Here is a 25,508-nt window from a genome sequence, read left to right as displayed (position 1 = left end):
TGCTAACCGGCCATGCCTTGAAGGCACAACCAATCATGAAAATAGAAAGAAGTGATTACAACAGCCTGATTTTCTGCTACATTGGAATTATCAGGGACAAAGGTTGAGTACATTTTGATGGTATAACCTCGAGTGCTAACCTAACCTGATTGCCTTTGAGCACAGCCAATTGTCGCCCCTCGTTCTTAAGGACCTGGGAACAGCACGGGTGTTAAACTTCTTTCTTTCTCGGGCAATCATCCCTGAAATCCAATGAAGCAGGAGGAAGCTCATGCAAGACATTTTAGAAACCTGTTGTGGTCTGGACGTCCATAAAGATACTGTGGTTGCCTGCCTATTAAAAGGCAATATTGGCGAGGAACCGACAAAAACCATTCGTACCTTTTCCACCCTTCTTGCCGGACTTGATGAACTGAAAGCCTGGCTGGAAGCGGAGAACTGCCGCCATGTGGCCATGGAAAGCACCGGGATTTATTGGCAGCCTGTATATAACGTCCTGGAAGAAGCCTTTGATGGCAGTATGGTTTTGATTGTAGCCAACGCCCGGCACATGAAAAACGTTCCCGGTAAGAAGACCGATATGAAGGACGCTGAATGGATAGCCAACCTCTTACGCGCCGGATTGTTGGAAGGAAGTTTTATTCCCTCCAAACCTATCCGGGAACTCCGTAATCTAACCCGGTACCGCAAAAGTATTATCGAAGAGATTGCCTCGCAAAAGAACCGCATCGAAAAGCACTTACAAAGCTGCGGTTTCAAGCTCTCCACCTTTCTCACCGATATCTTCGGGGTATCAGGCCGGGCGATTATGGATCACCTTTGCCGTTACGGGAAGATAACCGCCCGGGAAGTAGAGACTTTGGTAAAGGGTCGTGCCAAGTGCAAGCTCCCGGAAATCAAGCAGGTTGTCAATGGTAAAATGGATGTTCACCAAAGGGAGTTCCTCAAACTTTTGCTGGGCTGGCTGGATCAGCACTACGAGCATCTTCGCCAGGTAGAACAAAAGCTGGAGGAAAAGCTTAATCAATACCAAAGACAACTGGAGCAACTGGACGGTATCCCGGGTATTGACAAAACCGCTGCCGCCGCTATTCTGGCGGAAATCGGCATCGATATGAGCCGCTTTAAAACTGCGGAACATGTCTGTTCCTGGGCGGGCTTAAGCCCCGGCAATAATGAAAGTGCAGGAAAAAAAAGTCCACTCGTACCACCCAAGGCAACACCTATCTAAAGCGGATTCTTTGCGAAGTTGCCTGGTCCATCACCCGGGTACGCGACAGCTATTTATCGTCCTGGTACTGGAAGGTCAAGCAACGCCGCGGAGCCAAGAAAGCCCTTATCGCTCTGGCCAGAAAGCTTCTGGTGATTATTTACAACTTATTAAAAAACGGTACAGACTACGACGAAACTGCATTTGAGAAAGCCAAACAAAAACAAGAAAGATTTCGGATCAAAAAAATTATTGCTGAGGCCCGGAAGCTGGGGCTCGAGGTAAGGGAAGTCGCCCAGGTCGGTTAACAGTTACACCCTCAAGAAGGATTAACCTGGCTGATGTAGGTTCATGCATCTGCTAGTTTATTATTGCCTTTTTACGCCCTACCTGGCAGGCTTATTTACTTGATGAAGATCGTTTGGTTGGGTTATTTTCGTGTTAAATATTCGCCAAATAGTGGGTGCAGTCCTTCTTTTCGTTTTCGTTAAAGGTCTGATTGAATTACTTGGTAGGTGCAAGGACTCCAGCTATGTGGCCCGGCGTTATGAAATGGCTGGAGCCCGGTTGACCATTAACGGTGGGGACCCTGAGTGATCCCCAGTTTTTAGAAGGAGATATTAAGCGAAAAGGGCAGGAAAAAAGGATTCTCCCCCGAATAATAGCTGTTAAAGGGCAAAAACAGCACAGGGGGAGAATCCTTGATGGGCCTCAATCGGTTTGTTGCTTTATTTATAACATGGTTGGCCGGAATACACAAGACCCAAGTGAAAACCCTGGCGGTGCTGGTGTATGGACTTTTACGCTTGCCCCGGCTAGGGGTAGCATCTTTAGGACGGGCCTTACCCGGGCCGGCGGCGGAGAAGCACCGCATCAAGAGAGTAGACCATTTTTGGGGCAACCGTCGGCTGCAGGTGGATAAATGCGCACGCCCGCTGGCTGGAGCCATAGTGGGGGCAAAGGAACGGGTGTTCGTAGCCGTTGACTGGACGGACCTTCATGATGGTGCCCATCAGGCACGGGTAGCCGGAGTGGTTACCTGAGGCCGGGCACTGCCGGTATGGTGGCAAGTGGTTGCCAAGGAACAACTTTACGGCCAACCAGAACCGCATCGAGGAGCGCTTTGTGGTCAAATTACGGCAGGTCTGCTATGAGCGAAAGAGGACCGTCACCTGCTATACCCACTGCCTGCCACTGCTCAAGCAAAACCCCAACTATGTGCTGCATACCCTGCCTTTACGGCAGCTTAAGCTACCGGCTCCTCTGGAACATGGGCACGGGCTAGGTAAAACCCACCTGGCCATTGGGCTTGCCATGGCAGCCTGCCGGCAGGGCTACCGGGTGCGTTTCTTCGCTGTGCCCGAACTGGTCAACGAACTGAGAGCCGCTTACCAGGAAAATCGCTTGAACCGCTTTATACGCCAGTGGCTGAAATATGACCTTGTGGTTCAGGATGAATTGGGTTACGTTCCTTTTGACCAGTTAGGCGCCCAGCTTTTATTCCAGGTGCTTGCCGCCCGGTACGAACGGGGCAGTATAATCATTACTACAAACCTGGAATTCGGCCAGTGGGTGGAGCTTTTTGGCGATGAGCGGCTAACAGCTGCGTTGATCGACCGGCTGACCCACCGGGCATACATCCTGGTACTTAACGGGGAAAGCTACCGGTTCCGGGAAAGTCTCAGGCGGCAGGGCGCAAAAGATGCTTCTTCCGTGACCGGGTAATTAGCCGACTTTCGCGTGGATTCCCGGGTGAGAACTGAATAAATCCGGTTCCTGGCCGTCGGTTTAACGAACATAATCACGATGGGAATGTGAATTCGCTCTTAAAAAAATTACTATATTTAACAGAAGACAGTATTAGTTCAAGAGGATTTTTATGCCCAGGGGTGGTTCCCTTTTTGATTACCATGGCGGGTAACTTTGACACAAGCAGGAGGTAAACGGGCTTAACAAAACCACACTATTAAGGGTGCATTCTGTTATGAAAAGAAGTATGTATTTTGTATTTATTACAATTTTGTTGCTTACCAATGTGTTTAATTTCATTTTTTTAAAAAAAGAAAAAGAGGTATATTATTATTATGTCGTTATGAAAGGAAATAGTAAACATTGGAAAGTTGAAAATTTTACCATCGAAATAATGCCGCAAAGAACGGAGTTTGGTCATGGAAGCCTTTATTATCTAGGAAATAACAAGGATGTAAAACAACTTTATTTAGATTTTTTTTTAGGAGATCAGAAGGTTTTTAAAACCGCATATACTGGTGATTGGTTGTTACATTCACCACTTAAACTGGGTTCTATTAGTAACAAGACCGATAATTATAGTAAAAAGATCACGTTGGATGAGATTAACAATGCTTACTTAATTATTAGATGGCAGACAAAAGAAGGTACATTTCATATTGAGAACATAGAATTATTCTAAATAATATAAGTAAGACACAGGAGTAGCCACTTGAACCGGCACCTAAGGGCAGAATCCCGGTAGATTTACCGTTGCCTGAGCGCATGAGAAGAAAGCTCCGAACCAAAATTGGTCAGACTATTCGTTATGTTTGACCCTTTCTCCCGGGATATACGCGTCAATCTTACCCTTCAACCATTGAAGATTTGTTTCGCTGAAGTAGCCGGCATCGGGTGAAAGCTCTCTGGGATAACGACCGGTATTTTCTTTTGTTTCCTCCATCATCATGGGAAGGTGCTGGCTATCCGCCGCCTGGTTGGTTACATCGGCTGCCAATAATCTGGTTTTTTGCATCGACTACTGCCTGGCAGTTGTAGGCCTGGACAAATGCCTTATCGGCATTCTTCATTATCCTGGATTCCGGGTCGGTAAAATTTCGCTGTGTCTTATCGTCCGGCTCACCTGTTTTTTTGACGTATTTTACCCTGCCCCGGGGAGGTGTTGTTGGGGGATCATTTTTCCCAGTACGTTTCTTTTCGTCGTCTTCTTCTTCTTTTGCTAACCTTGCTTCGGCTTCCAGGCAGCTTTGGCTTCCATGATTTTCGCCAGCCGGGTTTCCCGGTATGCCAGTTCTGCAGGGGTCTCATCGCCGCGCCGGTCGCGGCCAAACTGCTTGTCTTCTTTGAGATCTATGTGGTTGGCCTTTTCCAACAACTTCTTGATCTCTTTTTCAAGCTTTTGTTCTTCTTTTTTCATCCGGTCATAGCTCATGGCTTTGTGTTTGGAAGCGTTGGCATTAATTTTGGTACCGTCCAGGCAGACGTGTTTGAGCCCTACCAACCCGGCTTTTTCACAGATCTTCAAAATCTGACAAAAAGGCCCGGTAGCAATTTGATGTGCCGCCGCCGGAATTCGTTAATAGTCCTGAAATCCGGTTTGTTTCCACCTGCCAGCACGATAAAAGCCACATCTTCATAAAGGTGAGCGGCAATCTTCCGGGAGGAGAATATCCCGCGACAGTACGCATAAAAGAGTATCTTGGTCATTAAAGCAGGGTGGTATGGTGGTTGACCCCTGGTACCCTTTTCGTATTCCCGGTACAGGGGTGTCATGTCCAGGTTATCAACAAGGTCGCTGATAAAGTAAACCAGGCGATCTTGGGGTAACCATTCCTGGGGCGACGGCGGAAACAGGTATATTTGGTTTGGGTCGTAAGGTTTATATGGCTTGTTCATAGACCAATCTATTTAAAGGTGAAGTTGTCATGACCAGAAAAATTTTACCTGTTGTCTTTATAATCCTGGTAATTTCTGCGTACTTTTATTACATTTATTCCATTCATAGGGATCCATTTTACATTCATATTCATAGGGATTTATCAAACAATGATAAAGTTATAATGGGTGAAGAAAAGGACATTTATTGCATAACACCTTCCAGATATGTATTTTATATTTCTGGCAAAGATTATAAAATTTTAAATAAAGTAAGGGTTAATGGCGGCTGGAATATGGCTCCGGTAAGGGATGGTAAAATATATGTAGCAATTAGGGGGAATCTCTCCAAAGCCGGCAAAGCAGTAGCAGTGCTTCAAAATGGTAAAATAATCAAGTACATAGAATTAAAAAACCCACTGCCTAGAATTGTTAAATATAATGATTATAATGGCAAGGCATATGTTGGCCATATTTTTTTTATGAATAAAAATTTTATAACTGTTTTTAATACGGAAAATGATACTGTTGAAAGATATTTGTCTTACAATGGTGAAATAGAAGATATTTCCTTTGCAAAAGATAATAAAATGATTATAAGTTCATGGGTGCCCGATAAGGATAAATATAAGAATAAAATAGATGTCATCGATCTGGATAATTATTCTCTCATCAGATCAATACCACTAAATTTTAAAGCATCATCTATCGAAGTTATTGGCGATACGATATATCTTATAAATGGCTTGTCAGGAGATCCTTTTATATATGCAGTGGAGTGGAAGAAAAATGATTCTACGATGATTAAAAAAATTAAACTTAGTGATAATTACCCATGGAGATTATATAAAAATGAAATTGGCGGCAAAACATATTTATACGTGACACACTATAATATTGATAATATGTCGGGGAAATCAATTTCGTTGATTGATCCCGATCAAAACAAAGTTATCAAGGTTATTCATAATGCATATCACCCGGGGGATATAGCATTTAATAATAACGAAATAGTCGTATGTGATCATGTGAATGAAAGGTTATTAGTTTTAAGGGACAGCAAAATAGTTCATGAAATTAAATTGGGAGAGAGACCCATATTTATAGTAACGGCCAAATAAAAATTTCTATAATTACCGCCACAATTCGGGCCATCTGGTTTCCCCGAAATTGTCCACCTGGCGCCCAGGCGTTTCATCCGCTGGGCGCCATTTTGTGCTGGTTCTGCCCCTCAATAGCACCCGGGAGTTTTGAAATATATACCATATGGCGGCCGCTTACGGTACGGTGATCACCTTTCCGGGACCGCGCAGGGCTTCGTTAATCTCGTACATGTTGCTTATCCTGCCCACCTGGAGGCTGTCTTTTATCCGGTAGTACTCCAGGCAGGTGCCGCAGGAGATGATGTCCGTGCCCCTTTCGGCCATCTTTTGGAGATATTGCAGGACCGGGGAGTTGGTGCAGGTCAGGAATACCCCCGTATTTAAAAAGATGAGCTTGTCCGGGGGCGGATCGGTTTCGGCCAGGGTGGTGCATAAGCTCTTCATCAGCGTCATCCCCAGTTCGGGAGCACCCTGACCCAGCAGGTTGGAAGTGAAGAAATAGATCAGGGGGCGGGCTTCCCCGGTACTTTGTGCTACAGGTTTTGCGGCGTTGTCCGGGGCTTTTTCCGGCGCTTCCCCTTTGGTTATGGTGATCACAAAGTTACCTTCTTTTTCGGCAACCTGTACGGGATAGCCGGCGTTGCTGGCAAACATGGTTACGTTTTCCCGGGCCACCGCGTTATCCACAGTTACTATTACCTGGCCGGCAGTGATTTCCTCCAGCGCCTTCCTGGTGTTGAGCACGGGCTGGGGGCAGGCCAGCCCCCGGCAGTCCACTTCTTTTTTCACCATAACATTCACCTCTTGTTTATTATTCCACCCGGATTAGCCAGCTCTGCCTTTCCACCACCCGGCCGATGGCCCGGGCTGCCGTTACCCCTCTGGCGTGGAGCTCTTGCAGGAGGCGGTCCGCCCGCTCCGGCGGGGCGGCAATGAGCAGGCCCCCGGAGGTTTGGGGATCAAACACGACCATCTGCTGGGCGGGGGTGAGGCTTTTGGCAAATGTAACCGCTTCACCAAGGTGATCCCGGTTGTGATAGGCCCCGCCGGGAATCAGCCCCATGGAGGCCAGTTCCACTGTTTGGGGCAGAAGGGGCAGCCGGTCATACTCAAAAATTATGCTCACCCCGCTGGCTGCGGCCATTTCCGCGGCATGCCCCAGCAACCCGAACCCCGTGATGTCGGTACAGGCATGGACCCCCACGGAAAGCATGGCCGAGGCTGCCTCCCTGTTTAAGGCAACCATGCTGGCCAGGGCGGCTTCCTGCGCTTCAGGGGGAGCAAGCTCCGCTTTTACGGCCGTGGCAATGATACCCGTACCCAGAGGTTTGGTCAGGATGAGCACGTCCTGAGGCAGGGCGCCGGCATTGGTCAATACCTTCTGGGGATGCACCAAACCGGTGACGGCCAGCCCGTATTTTGGTTCATCATCCTGGACCGTGTGTCCCCCGGCGATGATGGCTCCGGCTTCCCTTACCTTATCCGCCCCCCCTTTGAGGATCCGGGCCAGGACCTCCGGCGGCAGGCAGGTGGGGAAACAGGCAATATTCAGGGCCAGAAGGGGCCGCCCGCCCATGGCATAAATGTCGCTCAGGGCGTTGGCCGCGGCCACCTGGCCAAAAAGGTAGGGATCATCCACCACCGGGGTAAAAAAGTCCACCGTTTCAATGATGGCCATATCTTCGGAGAGCTGGTAAACCGCCGCGTCGTCGGCCTTTTCCAGGCCCACCAGCAGGCGGGGGTCTTCGAGGCGTGGCAGCTGCCGCAGGACCTGCGACAGGGTGGCCGGTCCCACCTTGGCCGCTCACCCGGCAGCTTTGGCCAGGGTGGTCAAGCGAATCTTTTCATACATTATTGCTCACCTCTAAATTTACAGTTTCCCCTGTTAGCATACCAGTTTTTCGCCCCGCATAGGATGGGTTCCTTTTATTTGTGTAATAAGAATATTTTATGGGAATCACAAGATAAAAAGAATATCTTTATAAACTGCAGCCTGCTGCTGGAACTTAAAACCTCTGGTATCTTGTCCGCAGAGAACGCATATATTTTGGCAGGGAGGGGTTGGAAATATGACCTGGCGGGAATGGAAAAAAAAGTTATCAGAGCTCCTGGAGATCCCCAATGACGTAATGCTGAACCTTCCCCGTATTGTGCTCATGGGAAATTTGCAGGCCTTCATTGAAAACCACCGGGGCATTCTGGAATACACCCCCCGGATCGTGCGCATTGGTATTGAAGAGGGTGAGCTGGAAATTACCGGCGAGAACTTAATCCTGCGCAATATTCTACCCGATGAAATTTGCGTGGAAGGGATGATCAAGACCATTACGTTTAAATAGGAACAGGCCAGTGTAAAAATCGTGCCCATGGCCCAGGAAAATGTAAATGTTCAGTGACCCCGTTATGGTGCCGCCCAGCACTCACCACAATATGGCTCTGCTCCTGAGATTTCAGATTCAATTGATACCTTTGGTTTTACGAAGACCTGGTATTCCAGTGAGTGCTGGGTCCACGCTCACGCCAGTGCTCCGCGCTCCAAAAAGGTTTCTATCGAATAAGCTGAAAATTCTCGCCGCAGCGGCATCAGAAAAAGCCCGAATTAGTTGCAATAAACCGATGCCGCTGCCATACTCGCTTCGGACCGGACTAGCGGCGCTGCAAATGCGGCATGGCAGTTATACCTTACTATCTTATTTTTGCCGTTTCAGCAAGTTACCTTTTCTAACGCTACATTTCGGTGCCGCTGGTTTCGCGCCGCAGTCCGGTTACCCTCGCTTCGCCGGGTGCCGTTACCAGCGCTCCGCAAGTCGCTCGCTTTGGACAACGCGGCACCGTGCCGATGGTAGCGGTTTTACTGAACAGTTACAGGAAAATAAGGAGGCCAAGCCATGCTTCTTTTTCGATTGATGAACTTCATTATCGGTTATGTTACCATAACCGTCCGGGGAGAGGCGCCGGAAAAATTTATCAACATGGCTGCCGCCCGGGGCATTTTTCTCTGGGATATTGCCCGGCCCGGTGAGCACGTCATGAGGGCCAGTATACGCCTGAATGCCATCCGTCCTTTAAGGCATATAGCAAGGCGTACCCGCTGCCGCTTTCATATTACCCGGCGGGTAGGCTTGCCTTTTCTCTGGATGCGCCTGCTCCACCGCCGGGCCCTGGCCTGTGGTGCCATATTGTTTGTGCTGGGGCTATATTTATTAAGCTCCTTTGTCTGGACCATTGAAGTTACCGGTAACAACAGGGTTTCCAGCAGGGAAATCCTGTCCGTGGCTTCGGCAGCCGGGTTGAACCGGGGAATGCTTAAATGGAACCTGGACTGTTCTGCTGTGGAAAAAGCCTTAAAGGAAAAATTACCTGCGATTTCCTGGGCCGGTGTATATCTGAAGGGGACAAAGGTAACCATTGAAATAGTTGAAAAAAACATTCCCGGGGAGAAAGATCAATCCCCCGCTCATATTGTAGCTGTTAAGGAGGGCATCATTAAAGAAATCCTGGTCTTTAACGGTCGAGCGGTGGTAAAAGAGGGGGACACCGTAGTTCCCGGCCAAGTATTAATTTCCGGTATTCTGTTACCTGAGACCGCTGAGCAGGAACAACAGGCTGGTTCGGAAAGCCGGGAAAATCAACCGGCTCCACCCCGGCCCGTTTACGTTCATGCTGCCGGCATCGTGAGGGCCCGGGTGTGGTACGAGGGTTATGGCGAAGTTCCACTGGTGGAAAAGGGAGAACGTTTTACCGGACGGAACGTTACCAGGGTTTGTATGAAAATAAAAGACAGGGAAATAATTTTAGCTGGTCCTGCCAGGATACCCTTTTCCCGTTACCGGGAGCAGACCGATGTGAAAAAGCTTCCCTCTTGGAGGAATCTTCACCTGCCTGTCGAACTTGTTATCAGCAAATATCGTGAAGTGGAGAGCTACCGGCTGGTCAGGGACCGGGCAGAAGCCCGGTGTGTGGCCGGAGAAAGAGCCCTGCAGGCAGTACAGGAACAGTTGCCTCAAGGAGCCAGGGTTGTACATAAACAGCTGGATGAGCTGGCCGTAAAAAGCCCGGAAAATTTAGTACGGGTGAAAGCTTTCGTGGAAAGCCTTGAGGAAATCGGTACGGTTAAAAACTTTGTTCCGGAGGAAGAACCGGGGATTGAAGTTCCGGCACCACTTTCACAGCCCTGAATAGTGTTCAAACAGCTTTATCCAGTATAACTTATTTTAAAAGGAGTTGGAGGGTTAATTTGCGCGAGCATACGGAAGCCAGGGTAATTCTGGATAACATTGCCACGGCAGCCGAGATTTTCGGGCGTCATGATGAGCATCTGGCTTTAATGGAACGCTCCCTGGGCATAAGGGTAGTGACCCGGGGTGAGGAAGTGGTTATTATCGGTCCTCCCGAACAGGTCGCCCAGGCCAGAGAGGTTTTCAATCAATTGCAGGATTTTTACCGGGCGGGTAACCGGTTAACGCTGCATGAAATTAATTATGCCATAAAGGCTGTAAGGGCGGGCATGCGGGAAGCCCTTTCCAACCTGGCCCACGAAGTAACCCTGGTTACCTCCCGGGGAAAACAGATTAAGCCCAAGACACTGGGGCAGAAACAGTACATTGAGGCTATGCGCAAGCACGATATTGTTTTTGCCATCGGCCCCGCTGGAACCGGTAAAACCTATCTGGCTGTGGTAATGGCCATTCGTGCCCTGCGCAATAAGGATGTCAGCAGGTTGATACTGACCAGGCCGGCTGTGGAAGCCGGTGAAAAACTGGGGTTTCTACCGGGAGATCTTCAGGAAAAGGTGGACCCATACCTGCGCCCTCTTTACGACAGCCTTTATGACATACTGGGCGTGGAAAATACACAAAAATATCTGGAAAGGCATGTTATTGAAATTGCGCCCCTGGCCTATATGCGGGGGAGAACGCTGGATGATGCCTTTATTATTCTTGATGAGGCACAAAATACCACGGATCAGCAGATGAAGATGTTTTTGACCCGTTTGGGTTTTGGTTCGCGGGCTGTAATTACCGGAGACGTTACCCAGATCGATCTGCCCCGGGGCCAGACATCGGGCCTGGTTCACGCCCAGAAGGTTCTGGCCCATGTTAAAGGTATTGCCTTTTGTTACCTGACAGGGGAGGATATAGTCCGGCATCCGCTGGTTCAGGAAATCATCAGGGCATATGAGGAAGGATCGTAGGACGGTGAGGCAGGGGTGAATTTAATGCTCCCTCTGACCAGAATGGGAAAACAATTTATCAGGCGCCTGGCTCCTCTTATGGGGCAGCGCAGAGTGCGCCGGAGTGCAGCTGCAGTCATCTTTTTTTTACTCATTACTGTTCTTATTTCCGTTGAGTTTGTCCCCCAGAGAGTTAATTTGCGGGAAGGGCAGGTTTCTCCGGTAGAGATTAAGGCCCCCCGCAGTATTGTTTTTGAAGACAAGGTTAAAACTGAACAAATGCGCCGCCAGGCAGCAGCTGCTGTACGGGATCAGTACGACCGGGACCCGATGGTAAGTGCAGCAGTCCAGCGTGATGTTTCCATTGTAATTCAAGAAATTCGCCAGATCCAGAGTGATTCCAGTTCCAGTGAAGAAGAGCGGGTCAACCGCCTGCGGGAGGTTCTGCCTTTCCCATTATCGCAGGAGACCCTGGTAACTCTGGCCAGGAGTGCTCCCTTGAATCTGGATCAGGTGGAGCGGAGTGTGAACGCCCTGGTGGCCCAGTCGCTGGATGGCGGGGATGGTATCACACCTGATGAATTGGAGAGTGTAAAAACGAACCTGGCCGGGCTGGTGAACCGCTGGGGGTTGAGCAAACCCTACCGGGAACTGGCCCAGGGCTTAATCCGCTATTACCTGCGCCCGAACAGTTTCTTCAATGCGGAGAAAACCCGCCTTCTAAAAGAAGCGGCCATGGCCACGGTACCGCCTCAGATGGTAACCATCAGGAAAGACGAGATTATCATCCGGCCGGGTGATGTGGTTACCAGGGAACACCTGGCCAAGCTGGAAGCTCTGGGTCTCACCCAGACCGGGGTTCCCTGGCGAATATTGCTGGGCAGTGCCCTGCTGGTAGCCCTGCTGATGGTGGTGGTGTTGCTCTATCTTTACCAGCAGAACCGCCAAATTTATGAACATGCCGGTCATCTGTACCTGCTGGGTATTGTTATTGTAGTGGTGCTGGCCGTGGGCAAGGCTATTACCGCCATCAGTATTCCTTACTGGCCGGAACTGGGCAATCTCGTGGGATATATGACCCCTATTGCTGCTGCCGGGATGCTTATTGCCATCTTGCTTGATGCGCGCCTGGCCATGCTGGTGGTGGCCATAATGAGTTTCCTGGTGACCCTGATGATCGATGGGCAGGTTCATTTTGGCGTGGTGGCCCTTGTTGGCGGCTTCGTTGGGGTTTACAGCGTCAGCAAACTCAAACAACGGGGCGATCTGGTGCGGGCCGGAGTCTATACCAGTATTGCCAATATTGTTGTTATCTTAATTATGGGCCTTCTGGATAATACGCCCTGGGGGCTCCTGATCACTTCCGGAATAGGTTTTGGTTTGATTAATGGTATCCTGTCTTCCATATTGACCATAGGTGCCCTCCCTTACCTGGAGAGTGCTTTTGGGATAACCTCGGCAATTCATCTTCTTGAGTTGTCTGATCCCGGCCATCCCCTGCTGCGCCGCCTGCTGACGGAAGCGCCGGGGACCTACCATCACAGTATTATCGTGGCCAACCTGGCAGAAGCTGCTGCCGGGGCAGTGGGAGGGGAAACCCTCCTGGCCAGGGTGGGTGCCTATTATCATGATATAGGCAAGATCAAGCGGCCGTACTTTTTTATTGAAAACCAGTTGAACGGTGAAAATCCGCACGATAAAATAGCCCCTTCACTGAGCACCCTGATTTTAACCTCCCACGTTAAAGATGGGGTGGAAATGGCCCGGGAGTACAGGTTGCCCCAGGCAATTATAGATATCATCGAACAGCATCACGGAAGCGGGCTCTGTTCCTACTTTTATCATAAGGCCCTGGAAAACGGGCACCCGGAAAACGTTGATGAGGATGAATACCGTTATGATGGGCCCAAACCTCAGACAAAAGAGGCGGCCATTGTTATGCTGGCCGATTCAGTGGAAGCAGCGGTTCGTTCACTGCAAAATCGTACTCCCGGCCGCATTGAGGGAATGGTGCGTAAAATAGTTAAGGATAAGCTCATGGACGGCCAGCTTGATGAATGTGACCTTACTTTTAAGGATCTGGAAAAGATTGTGGAGGCTTTTTTACAGGTTCTGGGTGGTATATTCCACAGCCGCATAGAATATCCCGAATTGAACAAGGAAATGGAAAGGAGAAGAAATAGAGGTGCCGGTTCTCGTAAACAACTTGCAAGAAAAAGTGCCGGTGGATGATCAGCTTGTTGACCTGGCGAAAAGGGCAGCCGGAGAGGCCCTTTTTCTGGCGGGGGGCCACCCGGATGCAGAAGTAAGCCTGGTTTTTGTGGATGACGACTATATCCACCGCTTGAACCGTGAATACCGTGGGGTGGACAGGCCGACAGACGTGCTGTCCTTTGCCCTGCAGGAAGGGGAGCCCATGCCCGCAGCAGGGGAAGAGATCCTGCTGGGTGATGTGGTCATCTCCCTGGAAATGGCCCGTCGCCAGAGTGAAGAATACGGGCACAGCTTTGAGCGTGAAGTGGCTTTTCTGATAGTCCACGGTGTTCTGCATCTTCTTGGTTATGATCACCAGACGGAAGAGCAGCGGCGGGCCATGCGGGGAAAAGAGGAGACCATAATGGCCAGGATGGGTTTGGGCAGGTAATCAAAACTTCCGAGGGGTTGTATAAAACTGATTATAAAGGGATGTGACCTTTTAATGGTTAAGGGCAGCTTCAGAAAAAGTTTCGGTTATGCCCTGGCCGGTCTGGCCTATGCCCTGCGCACGCAGCCAAACATGCGCTTTCACCTCCTTGCAGCTCTGGTGGTGGTGGTTGCCGCCCTGTGGCTCAGGATTGAGGGGCGGGATTTTCTTCTGGTTCTCCTGGCCATAACCCTGGTGATGATGGCTGAGATGTTTAATACGGCCCTGGAAAGGGTGGTAGATCTCTGTACCGGCAGGTATCATCCCCTGGCCAAAATAGCCAAGGATGTTGCTGCCGGGGCGGTGCTTCTGGCTGCTTTGAACTCGCTGATTGTGGGGCTGGTGGTGTTTTACCCTTACCTGCTGGTCTTTATTCGCCTGCTGCAAAGCCTGGGGGGTGATGATTGATGATTGATTTGCCGGTGATGCAGTTTCCGGTGGAGAAGCTTATAAATACGGCCCGGGCTTCCCGGGAACGGGCGTACGCTCCCTATTCCGGCTTCCGGGTGGGGGCAGCTATACTGACAAGGGAAGGAAGGTTGTATTCCGGGTGTAACATTGAAAACGCTTCTTACAGTTTAACTGTATGTGCTGAACGGGTAGCCATATATAAAGCAGTAAGCAACGGGGAAAGACAATTTGCCGCCCTGGCGGTAATAGCCGACAGTGATGATTACTGCACCCCCTGCGGTGCCTGCCGGCAGGTGCTGGCTGAATTCGGAAGGGAGATAAAGGTTTATATGTGCAACCGTCATGGTGAATATATAGTTAAGGACCTGTCCGAATTATTGCCCCTGGGTTTTACGCTGAAAAAGCAGGACATGGGAATTGAAGGCGGCCCGGGTTCCGGCCCGGTGCGTGTTGCAGAACCGGTGGACAGGTAAGATGATGAAAGGAGGAAGATGGTGGAACAGGAGAAATTTAAGTCTGGCTTTGTTGCCATTATTGGTCGCCCCAATGTGGGGAAGTCCACCCTGTTGAACCAGCTGGTGGGGCGGAAAGTGGCCATTATGTCCGATAAGCCCCAGACCACCCGTCACAAGATCCACTCCATCATCAACCGTGATGACGCCCAGATTATATTCCTGGATACACCGGGAATTCATAAACCAAAACATAAGCTCGGTGAATACATGGTGGAGGTGGCTCTGGGGACGTTAAAAGAGGTGGATGTAATACTTTTCCTGGTTGAACCCCGGTTGCCCGGACCGGGGGACGAGTACATAATTAACCAGCTTCAGGAGGTAAAAACTCCTGTAATTCTGGTTATCAATAAAATAGATTTGCTGGAGAGCAAGGTGGAACTGCTCCCTTTAATTGATGTTTACAGGCAGAAATATAATTTTGCTGAAATAATCCCCGTTTCCGCCCTTAAACCGGAAAACCTGGAGCGCCTGATGGATCTTGTGGTTTCTTATTTGCCCTATGGTCCCAAGTATTACCCCGATGATATGATTACGGACAGGCCGGAGCAGTTTATTATGGCCGAATTGATCCGGGAAAAGATTTTGCACCTGACCAGCCAGGAGGTGCCCCACGGGGTGGCCGTGGTGGTGGAAGAGGTGGAACCGCGTTCGGAGCAGCTGGTTTACGTGCGGGCGGTCATTTATACTGAAAAAGAGTCACATAAGGCTATTTTAATCGGCAAGGGTGGGCGGATGCTCAAAGAAATAGGACGGCGGGCCAGGGAAGAAATGGAGCTTCTCCTGGGATCAAAAATATACCTTGACCTGTGGGTCAAAGTTAAGGAAGACTGGCGTAATCAGGAACTGTACCTGAAGAATTTTGGCTACGCAAATAGGGATTAATTTTTCTTGACAGTGCAGGAAAGGTTCTGATAAAGTAGTGTTGGCTGGAAAGCCAGCTTGAGGGTTTATCGGGCTTTCTCACGCAAGTGGAGGCCCTTTTCATTTTTGCTTAATTCCCGGAGGTGGTACTGTGGACGGCGACCCAGGCAGGCAAAGATGCAGGTATAAGCGGGTGGGGGCTGGCTCCGGTACCTGTTCCGGGGAGGATCTGTTGTTACCCCTTATACAAAAAGAATTGGCTTGAATTTTAACTGGCCACATGCGTAAAAGGTTTCTGCTTTCAGGGACAGGTCGGATCAAAACAAAAGATATATACCTGGCCCCCCCTGGGTGAGCGTAAAAAAAGATAGCACCGGCAAGTTTTCAGCTGGCAGCGTTCATTGGGTATGGACAGCTCAAGGGAAGGGGTGGGAAGATGCTCAAAATATATAAAAGCGTGGGTGAAGTCCTGGTTGAAAGCAAAGAACTGGGCGAAAAAGGGAGCTGGGTTAATCTGGTTAACCCTACCAGGGAAGAAATAGAAGAGGTTGTTCACCGGCTGGCCCTGCCGGTCAATTTTTTAGAATATCCCCTTGATGAAGAGGAGAGTTCGCGCATCGAAGTTGAAGAAGGTTGTGTTCTGATAATCATCAGGGTACCTATAATCAGGGATAATACTTACGATACCATTCCCCTGGGAATCATAATTACGGAAAACAATATTATTACCATCTGTTTGGAAGACCTGGCTATCATAAGTGAATTTTCCTCTTGTCGCATTAAAGGTTTCTATACTTTTAAAAAGACGCGTTTTTTGCTACAAATTTTTTACAAGACGGCCATTCACTATTTGCGTTACTTAAGGCAGATAGATAAGAGAAGTGAGGAAATCCAGCAGAAGTTACACAGTTCAACACAAAATAAAGAGCTAATTAAATTATTTAGCCTGGAGAAAAGTCTGGTTTATTTTACGACTTCTTTAAGGGCAAATGGGATTGTCATGGAAAAGTTATTAAAATCCCACCTGGCCAAAGACCCCGAATCTCTGGAGGTAAATGTGGGCCTTATAAAAATGTATGAAGAAGATGAGGATTTGCTGGAAGATGTAATCACTGAAAATAAACAGGCCATTGAAATGAGCGAGGTTTATGCCGACATTCTAAGCAGTACGATGGATGCCTTCGCCTCCATTATTTCCAATAACCAGAATATGGTCGTGAAGTTTTTAACTTCAGTAACTATTATTTTAATGATTCCAACCATGCTGTTCAGCCTGTACGGGATGAATGTGGAACTGCCATTTCAGAATTCAGAGGGTGCATTCTTGGGTATAGTTTTCTTATCGGTTATTTTATCAATTATAACCTTATTCGTATTCAGGAAAAGGGACATATTGTAGAAATTTCTTCTTGGATGTGGCGATGTCACTTTGCTTCTAAAATTTTAGCCCTGGCTTTTCCCAAGCAGGGCTTTTTTTATACGTTTGTTATCCCCATGGAGTACTGCTTGGAATAATAAGCATAAAGATAAGGAGGTGGCTTGATGTCCCGAAAACGGGAAGAAATGCGCCGGGCAATCCTTTCCTGCCTTGAAGAAAGTTCAACCGACAAACTGCGTCAATGTTTGCAGGACTTCCATCCGGCGGATATTGCCGAAGTGCTTCCGCAGGCCAGCCTGGGACAGCAGATTAGGGTTTTACGGGTGCTGGACCCGGACAGGGCTGCCCAGGTGATTTTTGAACTGGATCATGAAAAGTTGCCCACTCTCATGGAATGCCTGGGTTTACAGCGCACAGTCGATATTCTCAATGCCATGTTTACCGACGACGCTGCAGACCTGCTGGGGGACCTGCCCGGAGACCTGAGGCAGAGGCTGCTGGGCCTGATGGAGGCGCAGGAGGCCCGGGACCTCAAGGACCTGCTGGCCTACGGCAGGGAAACTGCCGGCGGGATTATGACTACGGAATACGTGGCCGTACAGAAGAATATTACTGCCGGGCAGGCCATCGAAGTACTGCGGGAACACGCGCCCGAGGCCGAAACAATATATTATGTCTATGTGGTGGACAATGAGAATCACCTGGTGGGAGTACTTTCCTTAAGAGAACTGATTCTGGCTGACCCCGGTATGCTCATCGAGGACATTATGCGGCGCAAAGTGATTAGCGTAAATGTAAGCACCGACCAGGAAGAGGTAGCCCGCCTGGTGGCAAAATACGATCTCCTGGCCGTACCGGTGGTCAGCGACGGGGGGGAACTGCTTGGCATTGTAACTGTAGATGATATACTGGATGTTGTTGAAAGGGAAGCTACGGAAGACATGATGCGTATGGCGGCTACTATAGATAGTGAAGGTGAAGACCCCGACACCAGTCCCCTGAAGAGGGCGCTGCGCCGTTTGCCGTGGCTGGTAGGTTTACTACTGGGCGAGCTTGTGGCCGGTCATGTAATCGAGGGTTTTTCCGAAACCCTGGGGCATATAACGGCTCTGGCTTTTTTTATGACCGCCATAGCTGGAGGAACGGGCAACGCGGCCACTCAATCTCTTACCGTGGTGGTAAGGGGGATTGCAACCGGGGAAGTAGATCCCGGCCAGATCCTGAAGGTAATCTGGAAGGAAGCCCAGGTAGGGGTCTGGGTAGGGGCAGTTTGCGGTCTGGTGGTAGGAATCCTTGCCTTTATATGGCAGGACTCCACCTCCCTCGGACTGGTGGTAGGCGGGGCGCTGGCCCTGAGCATTGGTGTATCCACCATCCTGGGCAGCCTGGTACCGGTAATTATCCACCGTCTGGGGGTGGATCCAGCGCTGGCTTCGGGGCCCTTCATTACCACTCTGATGGATGTGAGCAGCATGTCCATATATTTTACCCTGGCTACCATTATCCTGCTCAGGTGAGATTATCTAATGAGATTATCTATTTCTCCCCATCTCTTTACCAGGTTGTTCTCAATGCCCAGCAGGTCCAGCACCCTGCCGGTTGTTTGCAGGATCAGCTCTTCTATGGTTTGCGGGTGCTGGTAAAAGGAAGGTACCGGGGGCATTATGAAAACTCCGAGGCGGGCCAGCTTGAGCATATTTTCCAGATGGATGGCATTTAAAGGCGTTTCCCTGGTCAACAGGATCAGGGGGCGCTTTTCTTTTATGGTTACATCGGCGGCCCTGGTAATCAGGTTGTCGCTATAACCCCACGCTATGGAGGCCAGGGTTTTCATACTGCAGGGGGCTATAACCATACCCCGGTGCAGGAAAGACCCGCTGGCTAACGGAGCAGACAGGTCGCTGGCCGTGTAAGAGTGGCTGGCCAGGGCCATGACCTCTTCCGGCGTCCACCGGGTTTCCAGGGCAATGGTTTTTGCCGCCCAGGGGCTCAAAATGAGATGGGTCTCAATTCCCAGAAACTTTAATTGTTCCAGCAGGGTTATACCATAAATGGCTCCTGAAGCGCCGGTTATCCCCACAACAATACGCATTTTGCCATCATCCTTTTAAAAACTCGGGTCTTTTACCGGCATTATTTTATTCTAACCATGGCAAATGTTCAATAGAGACGTTCCGCTCAAAATAAAAAGCCGGTTTTTGTTATAACCCGGCTTTAAATGGAGTTTCAACTTTTAATACCACAACAGTATTCCCGCAAAAACAGCCCCATTTTTAATAACCTGATGTTCTACGGATTTAACCATGTATTTTTTTAACTCCAATCCGCGTATGGCAAAAGATTCCTCCACCATTTGCCGGATGATCCTTTCCGCTTCCAGGCGGGAAGTGTGTCCGGAATATTCCATAATCACACCAAAGCCTTCCGCGGGTATGCCCACGGCTACGGCAGCGGCAATTATGTCTCCGGGGGTGGAGGAGGTGGTGGCACCATAGGCCACAGGTACCAGTGCTCCCGGCGGCAGAGCCAGTTCTTCCACGTATTCAGCACCGGGCGGCAGGATGCTGCTAACCCGGATCAGGTTTACATTTCCGGCCCGGGCTTCCAGCAACGCCCGGTCGAAAGCGTTTAAAGGCGTGTATCCTTCCCCGGCTCCTGCCACCAGGGTAAATTTAGTTGGAGTCGGCAGCAAGGTCTTCCCCTCCTATCCACGGTCAGGCTGCTATACCCTGAGTGTCCTGTTTTAATCTTGATAACCACTATGGGTGTTTGCTGGTCGTCGTTGCCAAAAGGGTTATTAATTAAGGCTTCCCGGGCTATTCTGGCGCTGGCGGAACTGGTTGCAGCCAGTATATCCACGCATTTTATATCGTTAACATCGGCGATGACCGCGTCGGCACCGGTGGCTTTCTTGATGGCAGAGGCAATTTTTTCCGGTTTATATGGGCCGAGAATAATATGTCTTTCGTAGGGCCACATGGTACCGGCGATATCGTCAATAAAAGCCAGTTCTCTGCCGGCTACCAGGTAAAAGAATCCACGCCTGCCTATGAGCCGGCCCAGAACCGCGGCTGCGCAGCCCAGGAGAATTCTAATGGTGCCTGCTTCCCTGATGGCCAGTTCCATGGCCGGTGGAGTGGCCAGGCTTCCGTGCTTGCCGGGAAAGCGGCATAAAAAGCGGGCCAGCAAGCCCGGGTGTACTTCCTCGGGTAGGATGGCTCTTTTCTGGGTAATGGCTACCACACTCTCGGCAATGGCAATGATATCCCCCGGCTCCACCACCCCTTCGGTATATCGCCTGGCCAGCTCAACGATGTCATCCTGCTCGGTAATTACATGGGTGCGAATGGGGACGGTATAGCAGGGCATACCCATCACCACCTCTCGCCGTGCTCCTGGTATTTGCCCGGGCCTGATCAGGAGCTACTATCAGGTTATACCTGGAGCTTAATTATGTGCCTGTCCTCCATAATCCCATTTTTTAACGGTCCGGAGCAGCTATAATTATGGCCGTTTCCTTAATCAGGTGAGCAGCCGGAAGGAAGAAAACCTGGGCCAGGATGGTTCCCAGCACCCTGGTTAAGCAGAGATAATAGACCATTTGCCGGATGTCCCGCTGGTCTCTGATACCCCGCAGGGCCTGGTCGGTAATCATGGCGGCTGTCGGGTCCACAATCATGGCTGATAAAATGGTGGCCACACCATTGACCACTCCTGAAAGGAGGCTGGCCGTTGAACGGTATTCGGGTAATAGCGCCCCGGCGTAAAGCGCTGATAAAACTCCTGTGGTCCAGATACCGGTAACTATGGTATGGGCCATAAAGAAGGTCAGAGGTATGTTTTGTGGGCGCTGCGGCAGCGATGCCCTGAGGGTGCCCAGGTACCTGGGTCTTTTGCGCAGGGTTTTCACCAGCAGGCGCGGGGAAAGGAGAATAATGATCAGGCGGGGAATGGAACCTGCTTCCTCAAAGAGAAAAATTACCCGTGTGAAAATATAATTGAAGGCCGGGGTGAGCAGAACCCCCAGTACCGTACCCAGAGTAGCAGAAAATATAATCATTCTTATTTCCATGCCGAGCAGGGTGAGCTGGTGATGGTATAACGGGGATTCCAGCAGGGGTTCGGAAGCATGTTTCAGACCGGTATTGATGGTTTTTTCTACCACCGAAGACAGGAGCGGCGCCTGAATAAGATTGGCTGTGCTGGCCAGAAGAGAAATGATCTGAAATAAAGAAAAAGCAGTGGCCAGCCGGCGTGTGGTCACACCTGAAAGGCGTACAGCGTATACTAACGTATCAGTTAAATGAATAAATGCCGTTAAGACGGCAATTAACCACAGGCGGTCGATTTTGCTTCACCTGCCTTTCCTAAAATCCCAGTAAGCGCCACATTTTATCGTCAACCACAGGCTTTTCCTCCAGGCCGTGCCTTTTCCGGAACTTTATAACGGCTTCCGCTGTCCGGGGGCCAAAAATACCGTCAGGTTTCAGGTCGTAATAACCCAGCCGCCTGAGGGTACGCTGCAGTTCCTGTACTGCCGTGCCGCAACTTCCCTGGTATAGCCCGGGATACCGGTGCAGGAAGGGATTACCCAGGATAAGTACCGGTGTGCCCTCGGAAACCCAATCGTAGAGTTCCACCACGTGGGCGTTGTGCATCCGCACACAGCCGGCGCTGGCAAAGGTTCCAATGGACCAGGGGCTGTCCGTACCGTGGATGCCATAAGTGCCTGTGGGAATATTCAACCCCATCCAGCGGGGGCCCATGCCGGGAAAGTACTCATCCGATTTATCCACAACTTTCCAGAGACCCGGGGGAGTTTCCGAGCCCGGTTTACCCAGGGCTACCGGATACTGCCTGATGGGTTGTCCCCGGGAGAAGACGGTCATGGTCAGGGAACGGGTATCAACCAGGATAAAAAGTTCATGCCCGGGGGAAGGCGATACTCCCTGGTTGGGTTTGGCCAGCATGGCCTGGCTGATGGTCTGCCAGGTAGCAACGTCGGTCACGCCGGTTGCTAAAAGGCCGTGCTCCTTCTGGAAACGTTCCACGGCCTTGAGGGTAGTTTCGTCGTAAAGACCGCTGGGTGACCCCTGAAAATAACCTAGAGAAGACAGGCACTGCTGCAGGTTGACAATATCCTGCCCCCGGTGAGAAGGGGCCGTGAGATGGGGTTGCTCATCGGTATCGCATTTATGTATCCTGCCCGATGCCAGAACGTGTGCAGGTTGCCAGGATAAAAAGGTATACAGGGTCAGGGGAAAGAGGATGAACAGGTAAATGATACGACGCATGGTAGATCACCTGTGCAGAGGAAGTTTGCCTTTTTATTTTTCCCTTTTCTCCTCCTCCCAAAACCGTATAAGGCCGTTTATAATTCCCTGGGCAATTTTTTTATAGAGCGTGGGGTTGCGCAGGAGGCCTTCCTCAACCCAGTTGGATATGACTACGGGTTCTACCGTGAGTGCAGGCATCGTTCCTAAATGGCACAATTGCGGGTCCGGCTCTATCCCCCGGGAGGAGCGTTTAATTTTCCGTATGATTTCTTCCAGGGTGAACCGGGCCAGGTGCTCGCATGACGGTGCCCTGGGATTGTATTTTACTGCTGTCCCCTCCACAGAAGTGTCTGTGCTGTAAAAGGTATGAAAACTGATGAAGATCCCCGCATTTTTTTTCAGTGCCAGGTTAAAGCGTGCCCACTGGGAAAGGGAATAATCCCCGGTACGGGTGAGGTAGGTTTTGCATGGTAAGGGTTTGAGCATCTCCTGCAGGGCAGTGGCCATGCTCATGGTAACATTTTTTTCCAACATATCCACAGGGCCTTTGCCTCCTGTGTCATCCCCACCGTGTCCGGGATCGATTACAAAAACTTTGGAGGCAAAAAGATGGAATAGGTAATCCCGGCTGAAATTGATGATGGTGCGGTGGGGGATACCCGGTTCAGCTGTTATTTGCCAGGGGGAAGGGTATCTGGTTTTGATTTCAAAGCTTACGCCCTGCGGATGTTCACTAACCCTGATCCATTCAATCAATCCATCATAAACTTCAATTGTTTCACAAAACATGTTGGCCCGGGCTCCCTGAGCCAGGATGGTTAGTTCCAGAGGTTCTTCCTTTACCTCAGGCTGAAAAGGTATGGTGGATTCTATTACTACTCTGGAGATGGGACGGTTCGGGTTATAATATACTTTGCTCCAGATGTTGGTAATACGGCTGATATTCATGCCCTTGCCCCCTTCATTGCGTTTTTTTCCCCTTAACGCCGGGCTGCAGCGGTAGGGACTTGCCTTCTCCGGCTAAATACCTGGTTATGCCGGCATAAAGGCACCAGCTTATTTTACTCTGGTAGAGGGGATCCTGGAGCAGGCGATATTCCCTGGGGTTGGTAATAAAACCCAGTTCAACAATAACTGTGGGAACACGGGTCTGGCGGAGGATATAGTAATCTCCGTGTAATGGTAGCCGGTGCTTGTTTTTTAGCATGCGATTAAGTTCATCCTGAATGGCCCTGGCCAGGGCTTCGCTTTCTGCTGATCCGGCTCTGGCAAAGGTCTGTGCTCCATACTGGGCCGGGTTGCTGAAGCTGTTTATGTGCAGGCTTACCATGGCGTCGGCCGGTAATTTATTGGCCAGGGCCACCCGGCGGGCCAGGTCCTGACGTTTTCGCCTGTACAGACCGGTAATTTCAGGATCAGCCAGGTCGTAATCCCCTTCCCGGGTCATTACTACCCTGGCCCCGCCCTGGCGCAGGTACAGGGCCAGCTTTTGTCCTATGGCCAGGACCAGGTCCTTTTCCAGAACGTCATTTTTCCCCACCACTCCGGGATCTACACCCCCGTGCCCCGGATCAATAACAATTATCCGTCCGGCCAGGGCACCGGAAAGGGCACTGATGGCTGCCTGGTGGCGGGCACTGGCCATGGCGCAAACACCCAGCCAGAGAATAACCGAAACCATGACAATGGCCATCCCCATCCTGATCTTTTGCAGGGGCAGGATAATAACACCCCCATTTAACCGGAAACTGGTCAAGCCGCGGTTAATACAGTAAAATATATGGTAAACTGCACAAAGATTTTCATTATATTGTTGGGTAAAACGGACGAATTTTGTCTTTTTGTACTGGAGGTATAACCCTGGTGAAATTCTATAAGGTTAGCGCCGTGGTTCTTAAATCGGTAAGCATCCGGGAAGCTGATCAATTGTTAACGTTATTTACCCGGGAAAAGGGTAAAATCAGGGTGATGGCTTACGGGTCGTGCAAGCTTACCAGTCGCAAGCGGGGAGCAGTGCAACCCTTTTCCCATTCCCGCTTTCTTATTCGCCGGGGTAGCGGGCTGGATACAGTAAGCCAGGGTGAGCTTGTGGAGATGTTCCCCCAGCTCCGCTGCCGGCTGGATAAGCTGGGCTGTGCCGTTTATTTGACCGGAATGGTAGACGATTTAACTGCCGAAGAAGAGCCCGGTGAAGAGATTTTTAACCTGCTGCTTAAAACGTTACGCTCTCTGGTTAGCGGTGACGGCGAATTGCTGATCCGGGCATTTGAAGTAAAATTGCTCTCCATTCTGGGTTACCGGCCCTGCCTGGAGAGGTGTGTTCTCTGCCACGTTCCTGTAGACGGCAGCAGGGTCGTTTTTCACGCCGGAGCAGGGGGGATACTTTGCCCGTCGTGCGCCGGGAAAGAAACAGATGGCCTGACCTGCTCTCGCGGTACGGTGGAATTGCTCAAGCTATTTTTGCGCTGGGAACCTGGCAGGCTCAACCAGTTAAAGGCCGGTCAGCTTGTTCGCAGGGAGTTGAAAGAGGTACTACACCGCCACCTGGAATACCACCTGGGCCAGCGCATGAAATCCATGCGGTTTCTGGAATTGCTGGGACATGTATAATCAACCGGCCTCCCGGGTTAAATATGGTTAAAGAAAAAGAACCAGGGAGGATGGCCTGCTATGAACAGCGAGTTGGAAAAAATTGATCTGATCAGATCCCGTCTGGGGGTTGGTTACAAAGAAGCAAAAGAGGCGCTGGACGCAGCGGGGGGCGATGTGGTCCAGGCCCTCATTCACCTGGAAGAAGAGAGAAAGAACATCGCCGAAAAACTTCAAGACCGGGGAGAAGAATTCTGGGAAAACGTGAAGGATTTCCTGCACCGGAGCCAGGAAACAAAAATCAAGGTGAAGCAGGGGGACAGAACGGTTATGGAGCTTCCAGCTCCCCTGGGGGCACTGGGGCTGCTGGGGACACTGGCCAGCAGCCAGCTGGCAGTGCTGGGTGTTCTGGGAGCAGTGACGGCTATGGCCAAGAATTATACCCTGGAAATTGAGCGGCCGGGCCGGGAAGATAGGGGAGATGAAGGTCAGGGTGAACAGCATTGGGGACCGGCGGGCCCTACGCAAGGGGGGGCCTGAAGAAATTCCGGCCTTCCCCGCGGAGGAACAGGCAGAGGGTTAAAACGTACCCGTTGACTTCGCTCCACCAATTTGGTAAATTAACAGTGTTCAACAAAATATCCGGCGATGAGGGAAAGAGTAACCGGGGGAGTTTTTACAGAGA

General features: G+C 50.3%; 28 protein-coding genes and 1 pseudogene. 17 read left to right on the top strand and 12 right to left on the bottom strand.

Annotated elements, in window-relative coordinates; all coding sequences use genetic code 11:
* The first annotated feature begins 271 nt into the window (after positions 1 to 271).
* From BUB44_RS03190 to BUB44_RS03170, 4 genes and pseudogenes are all read left to right on the top strand, one after another.
* Positions 272 to 1,518, top strand: a pseudogene (locus BUB44_RS03190) (IS110 family RNA-guided transposase).
* Between the two features lie 393 nt (positions 1,519 to 1,911).
* The gene (locus BUB44_RS03180; RefSeq protein WP_073163137.1) at positions 1,912 to 2,253 is read left to right on the top strand and encodes a hypothetical protein; all 342 of its coding nucleotides are present in this window, start codon (positions 1,912 to 1,914) and stop codon (positions 2,251 to 2,253) included.
* 31 nt (positions 2,254 to 2,284) lie between these two features.
* Positions 2,285 to 2,935, top strand: coding sequence for an ATP-binding protein (locus tag BUB44_RS03175; protein ID WP_242655816.1), 651 nt, complete (start codon positions 2,285 to 2,287; stop codon positions 2,933 to 2,935).
* A 259-nt stretch (positions 2,936 to 3,194) separates the two neighbouring features.
* The gene (locus BUB44_RS03170; protein ID WP_131821572.1) at positions 3,195 to 3,641 is read left to right on the top strand and encodes a hypothetical protein; all 447 of its coding nucleotides are present in this window, start codon (positions 3,195 to 3,197) and stop codon (positions 3,639 to 3,641) included.
* 117 nt (positions 3,642 to 3,758) lie between these two features.
* Here the strand turns inward: BUB44_RS03170 and BUB44_RS03165 are convergent, their stop codons facing one another.
* The 3 genes from BUB44_RS03165 to BUB44_RS03155 all read right to left on the bottom strand — a co-directional run bounded on the left by BUB44_RS03165 (position 3,759) and on the right by BUB44_RS03155 (position 4,855).
* Positions 3,759 to 3,974: a hypothetical protein gene (locus BUB44_RS03165; RefSeq protein ID WP_073163134.1), complete on the bottom strand. Its 216-nt coding sequence runs from the start codon at positions 3,972 to 3,974 to the stop codon at positions 3,759 to 3,761.
* A 204-nt stretch (positions 3,975 to 4,178) separates the two neighbouring features.
* Positions 4,179 to 4,460 (bottom strand): hypothetical protein, encoded by a 282-nt coding sequence (locus BUB44_RS03160; RefSeq protein ID WP_131821571.1) that lies wholly within the window; start codon positions 4,458 to 4,460, stop codon positions 4,179 to 4,181.
* A 20-nt stretch (positions 4,461 to 4,480) separates the two neighbouring features.
* A complete protein-coding gene (locus tag BUB44_RS03155; protein WP_073163130.1) occupies positions 4,481 to 4,855 on the bottom strand; it encodes an IS1182 family transposase in 375 nt (124 codons plus the stop codon).
* Between the two features lie 29 nt (positions 4,856 to 4,884).
* On the opposite strand from BUB44_RS03155, the gene BUB44_RS03150 reads away from it, so the two are divergent.
* A complete protein-coding gene (locus tag BUB44_RS03150; RefSeq protein ID WP_073163128.1) occupies positions 4,885 to 5,955 on the top strand; it encodes a YncE family protein in 1,071 nt (356 codons plus the stop codon).
* A gap of 156 nt (positions 5,956 to 6,111) precedes the next feature.
* Here BUB44_RS03150 and yedF read toward each other — a convergent pair whose 3' ends face one another.
* Both yedF and selD read right to left on the bottom strand, forming a co-directional pair.
* Entirely contained in the window at positions 6,112 to 6,729 is a 618-nt protein-coding gene (gene yedF / locus BUB44_RS03145) for a sulfurtransferase-like selenium metabolism protein YedF (protein ID WP_083543054.1), read from the bottom strand.
* 19 nt (positions 6,730 to 6,748) lie between these two features.
* Positions 6,749 to 7,789 (bottom strand): selenide, water dikinase SelD, encoded by a 1,041-nt coding sequence (gene selD, locus BUB44_RS03140; RefSeq protein WP_083543053.1) that lies wholly within the window; start codon positions 7,787 to 7,789, stop codon positions 6,749 to 6,751.
* Between the two features lie 217 nt (positions 7,790 to 8,006).
* Here selD and yqfC point away from each other — a divergent pair, with 217 nt between their 5' ends.
* From yqfC to mgtE, 10 genes are all read left to right on the top strand, one after another.
* Positions 8,007 to 8,276, top strand: coding sequence for a sporulation protein YqfC (gene yqfC / locus BUB44_RS03135; RefSeq protein ID WP_073163124.1), 270 nt, complete (start codon positions 8,007 to 8,009; stop codon positions 8,274 to 8,276).
* Positions 8,277 to 8,825: 549 nt separating this feature from the next.
* On the top strand, positions 8,826 to 10,115 hold the full coding sequence (gene yqfD, locus BUB44_RS03130) for a sporulation protein YqfD (RefSeq protein WP_073163123.1): 1,290 nt from the start codon (positions 8,826 to 8,828) through the stop codon (positions 10,113 to 10,115).
* 59 nt (positions 10,116 to 10,174) lie between these two features.
* A complete protein-coding gene (locus BUB44_RS03125; protein ID WP_073163121.1) occupies positions 10,175 to 11,131 on the top strand; it encodes a PhoH family protein in 957 nt (318 codons plus the stop codon).
* 24 nt (positions 11,132 to 11,155) lie between these two features.
* Positions 11,156 to 13,342, top strand: coding sequence for an HD family phosphohydrolase (locus tag BUB44_RS03120; protein WP_073163119.1), 2,187 nt, complete (start codon positions 11,156 to 11,158; stop codon positions 13,340 to 13,342).
* Entirely contained in the window at positions 13,296 to 13,754 is a 459-nt protein-coding gene (ybeY, locus tag BUB44_RS03115) for an rRNA maturation RNase YbeY (protein ID WP_073163118.1), read from the top strand. Before BUB44_RS03120 ends, ybeY begins: the two co-directional genes overlap by 47 nt.
* Positions 13,755 to 13,808: 54 nt before the next feature.
* Positions 13,809 to 14,201, top strand: a complete 393-nt coding sequence (locus BUB44_RS03110; protein WP_073163116.1) for a diacylglycerol kinase family protein — start codon at positions 13,809 to 13,811, stop codon at positions 14,199 to 14,201.
* Positions 14,201 to 14,677, top strand: a complete 477-nt coding sequence (gene cdd / locus BUB44_RS03105; protein WP_114362055.1) for a cytidine deaminase — start codon at positions 14,201 to 14,203, stop codon at positions 14,675 to 14,677. Before BUB44_RS03110 ends, cdd begins: the two co-directional genes overlap by 1 nt.
* Before the next feature lie 18 nt (positions 14,678 to 14,695).
* A complete protein-coding gene (gene era, locus BUB44_RS03100; RefSeq protein WP_073163114.1) occupies positions 14,696 to 15,601 on the top strand; it encodes a GTPase Era in 906 nt (301 codons plus the stop codon).
* Positions 15,602 to 16,016: 415 nt separating this feature from the next.
* Complete coding sequence (locus tag BUB44_RS03095; RefSeq protein ID WP_073163112.1) at positions 16,017 to 16,979, top strand: magnesium transporter CorA family protein; 963 nt, start codon at positions 16,017 to 16,019, stop codon at positions 16,977 to 16,979.
* 143 nt (positions 16,980 to 17,122) lie between these two features.
* Positions 17,123 to 18,475, top strand: coding sequence for a magnesium transporter (gene mgtE / locus BUB44_RS03090; protein WP_027355538.1), 1,353 nt, complete (start codon positions 17,123 to 17,125; stop codon positions 18,473 to 18,475).
* Between the two features lie 2 nt (positions 18,476 to 18,477).
* On the opposite strand, the gene BUB44_RS03085 is transcribed toward mgtE, so the two are convergent.
* The 7 genes from BUB44_RS03085 to BUB44_RS03055 all read right to left on the bottom strand — a co-directional run bounded on the left by BUB44_RS03085 (position 18,478) and on the right by BUB44_RS03055 (position 23,990).
* Entirely contained in the window at positions 18,478 to 19,050 is a 573-nt protein-coding gene (locus BUB44_RS03085; protein ID WP_073163110.1) for a UbiX family flavin prenyltransferase, read from the bottom strand.
* Positions 19,051 to 19,191: 141 nt separating this feature from the next.
* Positions 19,192 to 19,650, bottom strand: coding sequence for a pyruvoyl-dependent arginine decarboxylase (locus BUB44_RS03080; protein ID WP_073163108.1), 459 nt, complete (start codon positions 19,648 to 19,650; stop codon positions 19,192 to 19,194).
* On the bottom strand, positions 19,587 to 20,327 hold the full coding sequence (locus tag BUB44_RS03075) for a coenzyme F420-0:L-glutamate ligase (protein WP_083543052.1): 741 nt from the start codon (positions 20,325 to 20,327) through the stop codon (positions 19,587 to 19,589). Before BUB44_RS03075 ends, BUB44_RS03080 begins: the two co-directional genes overlap by 64 nt.
* A 112-nt stretch (positions 20,328 to 20,439) precedes the next feature.
* Entirely contained in the window at positions 20,440 to 21,267 is an 828-nt protein-coding gene (locus BUB44_RS03070; protein WP_341349359.1) for a lipid II flippase Amj family protein, read from the bottom strand.
* Positions 21,268 to 21,325: 58 nt separating this feature from the next.
* Positions 21,326 to 22,252: a L,D-transpeptidase family protein gene (locus BUB44_RS03065; protein WP_073163105.1), complete on the bottom strand. Its 927-nt coding sequence runs from the start codon at positions 22,250 to 22,252 to the stop codon at positions 21,326 to 21,328.
* Between the two features lie 33 nt (positions 22,253 to 22,285).
* Positions 22,286 to 23,182, bottom strand: coding sequence for an N-acetylmuramoyl-L-alanine amidase family protein (locus tag BUB44_RS03060; protein ID WP_073163103.1), 897 nt, complete (start codon positions 23,180 to 23,182; stop codon positions 22,286 to 22,288).
* A gap of 13 nt (positions 23,183 to 23,195) precedes the next feature.
* Positions 23,196 to 23,990: an N-acetylmuramoyl-L-alanine amidase gene (locus BUB44_RS03055; protein ID WP_242655815.1), complete on the bottom strand. Its 795-nt coding sequence runs from the start codon at positions 23,988 to 23,990 to the stop codon at positions 23,196 to 23,198.
* Between the two features lie 107 nt (positions 23,991 to 24,097).
* Here BUB44_RS03055 and recO point away from each other — a divergent pair, with 107 nt between their 5' ends.
* Positions 24,098 to 24,844, top strand: coding sequence for a DNA repair protein RecO (gene recO, locus BUB44_RS03050; protein WP_027355532.1), 747 nt, complete (start codon positions 24,098 to 24,100; stop codon positions 24,842 to 24,844).
* A 60-nt stretch (positions 24,845 to 24,904) separates the two neighbouring features.
* Positions 24,905 to 25,363, top strand: coding sequence for a DUF4342 domain-containing protein (locus BUB44_RS03045; protein ID WP_027355531.1), 459 nt, complete (start codon positions 24,905 to 24,907; stop codon positions 25,361 to 25,363).
* Positions 25,364 to 25,508 lie beyond the last annotated feature (145 nt).

This window comes from Desulfofundulus australicus DSM 11792 (assembly GCF_900129285.1).
GTDB lineage: Bacteria > Bacillota > Desulfotomaculia > Desulfotomaculales > Desulfovirgulaceae > Desulfofundulus > Desulfofundulus australicus.
The sequence above is the reverse complement of the archived record's forward strand: the minus strand, read 5'-3'. Positions and strand labels throughout refer to the sequence as shown.

Coding starts and splice junctions, on each gene's coding strand:
- mgtE (WP_027355538.1), top strand. CDS start 17,123: ATGTCCCGAAAACGGGAAGAAATGCGCCGGGCAATCCTTTCCTGCCTT.
- BUB44_RS03095 (WP_073163112.1), top strand. CDS start 16,017: ATGCTCAAAATATATAAAAGCGTGGGTGAAGTCCTGGTTGAAAGCAAA.
- BUB44_RS03045 (WP_027355531.1), top strand. CDS start 24,905: ATGAACAGCGAGTTGGAAAAAATTGATCTGATCAGATCCCGTCTGGGG.
- BUB44_RS03120 (WP_073163119.1), top strand. CDS start 11,156: ATGCTCCCTCTGACCAGAATGGGAAAACAATTTATCAGGCGCCTGGCT.
- BUB44_RS03150 (WP_073163128.1), top strand. CDS start 4,885: ATGACCAGAAAAATTTTACCTGTTGTCTTTATAATCCTGGTAATTTCT.
- BUB44_RS03165 (WP_073163134.1), bottom strand. CDS start 3,974: ATGCAAAAAACCAGATTATTGGCAGCCGATGTAACCAACCAGGCGGCG.
- yqfC (WP_073163124.1), top strand. CDS start 8,007: ATGACCTGGCGGGAATGGAAAAAAAAGTTATCAGAGCTCCTGGAGATC.
- BUB44_RS03085 (WP_073163110.1), bottom strand. CDS start 19,050: ATGCGTATTGTTGTGGGGATAACCGGCGCTTCAGGAGCCATTTATGGT.
- yqfD (WP_073163123.1), top strand. CDS start 8,826: ATGCTTCTTTTTCGATTGATGAACTTCATTATCGGTTATGTTACCATA.
- BUB44_RS03060 (WP_073163103.1), bottom strand. CDS start 23,182: ATGAATATCAGCCGTATTACCAACATCTGGAGCAAAGTATATTATAAC.
- BUB44_RS03110 (WP_073163116.1), top strand. CDS start 13,809: ATGGTTAAGGGCAGCTTCAGAAAAAGTTTCGGTTATGCCCTGGCCGGT.
- BUB44_RS03170 (WP_131821572.1), top strand. CDS start 3,195: ATGAAAAGAAGTATGTATTTTGTATTTATTACAATTTTGTTGCTTACC.
- BUB44_RS03065 (WP_073163105.1), bottom strand. CDS start 22,252: ATGCGTCGTATCATTTACCTGTTCATCCTCTTTCCCCTGACCCTGTAT.
- yedF (WP_083543054.1), bottom strand. CDS start 6,729: ATGGTGAAAAAAGAAGTGGACTGCCGGGGGCTGGCCTGCCCCCAGCCC.
- era (WP_073163114.1), top strand. CDS start 14,696: ATGGTGGAACAGGAGAAATTTAAGTCTGGCTTTGTTGCCATTATTGGT.
- BUB44_RS03155 (WP_073163130.1), bottom strand. CDS start 4,855: ATGAACAAGCCATATAAACCTTACGACCCAAACCAAATATACCTGTTT.
- cdd (WP_114362055.1), top strand. CDS start 14,201: ATGATTGATTTGCCGGTGATGCAGTTTCCGGTGGAGAAGCTTATAAAT.
- BUB44_RS03075 (WP_083543052.1), bottom strand. CDS start 20,327: ATGCCCTGCTATACCGTCCCCATTCGCACCCATGTAATTACCGAGCAG.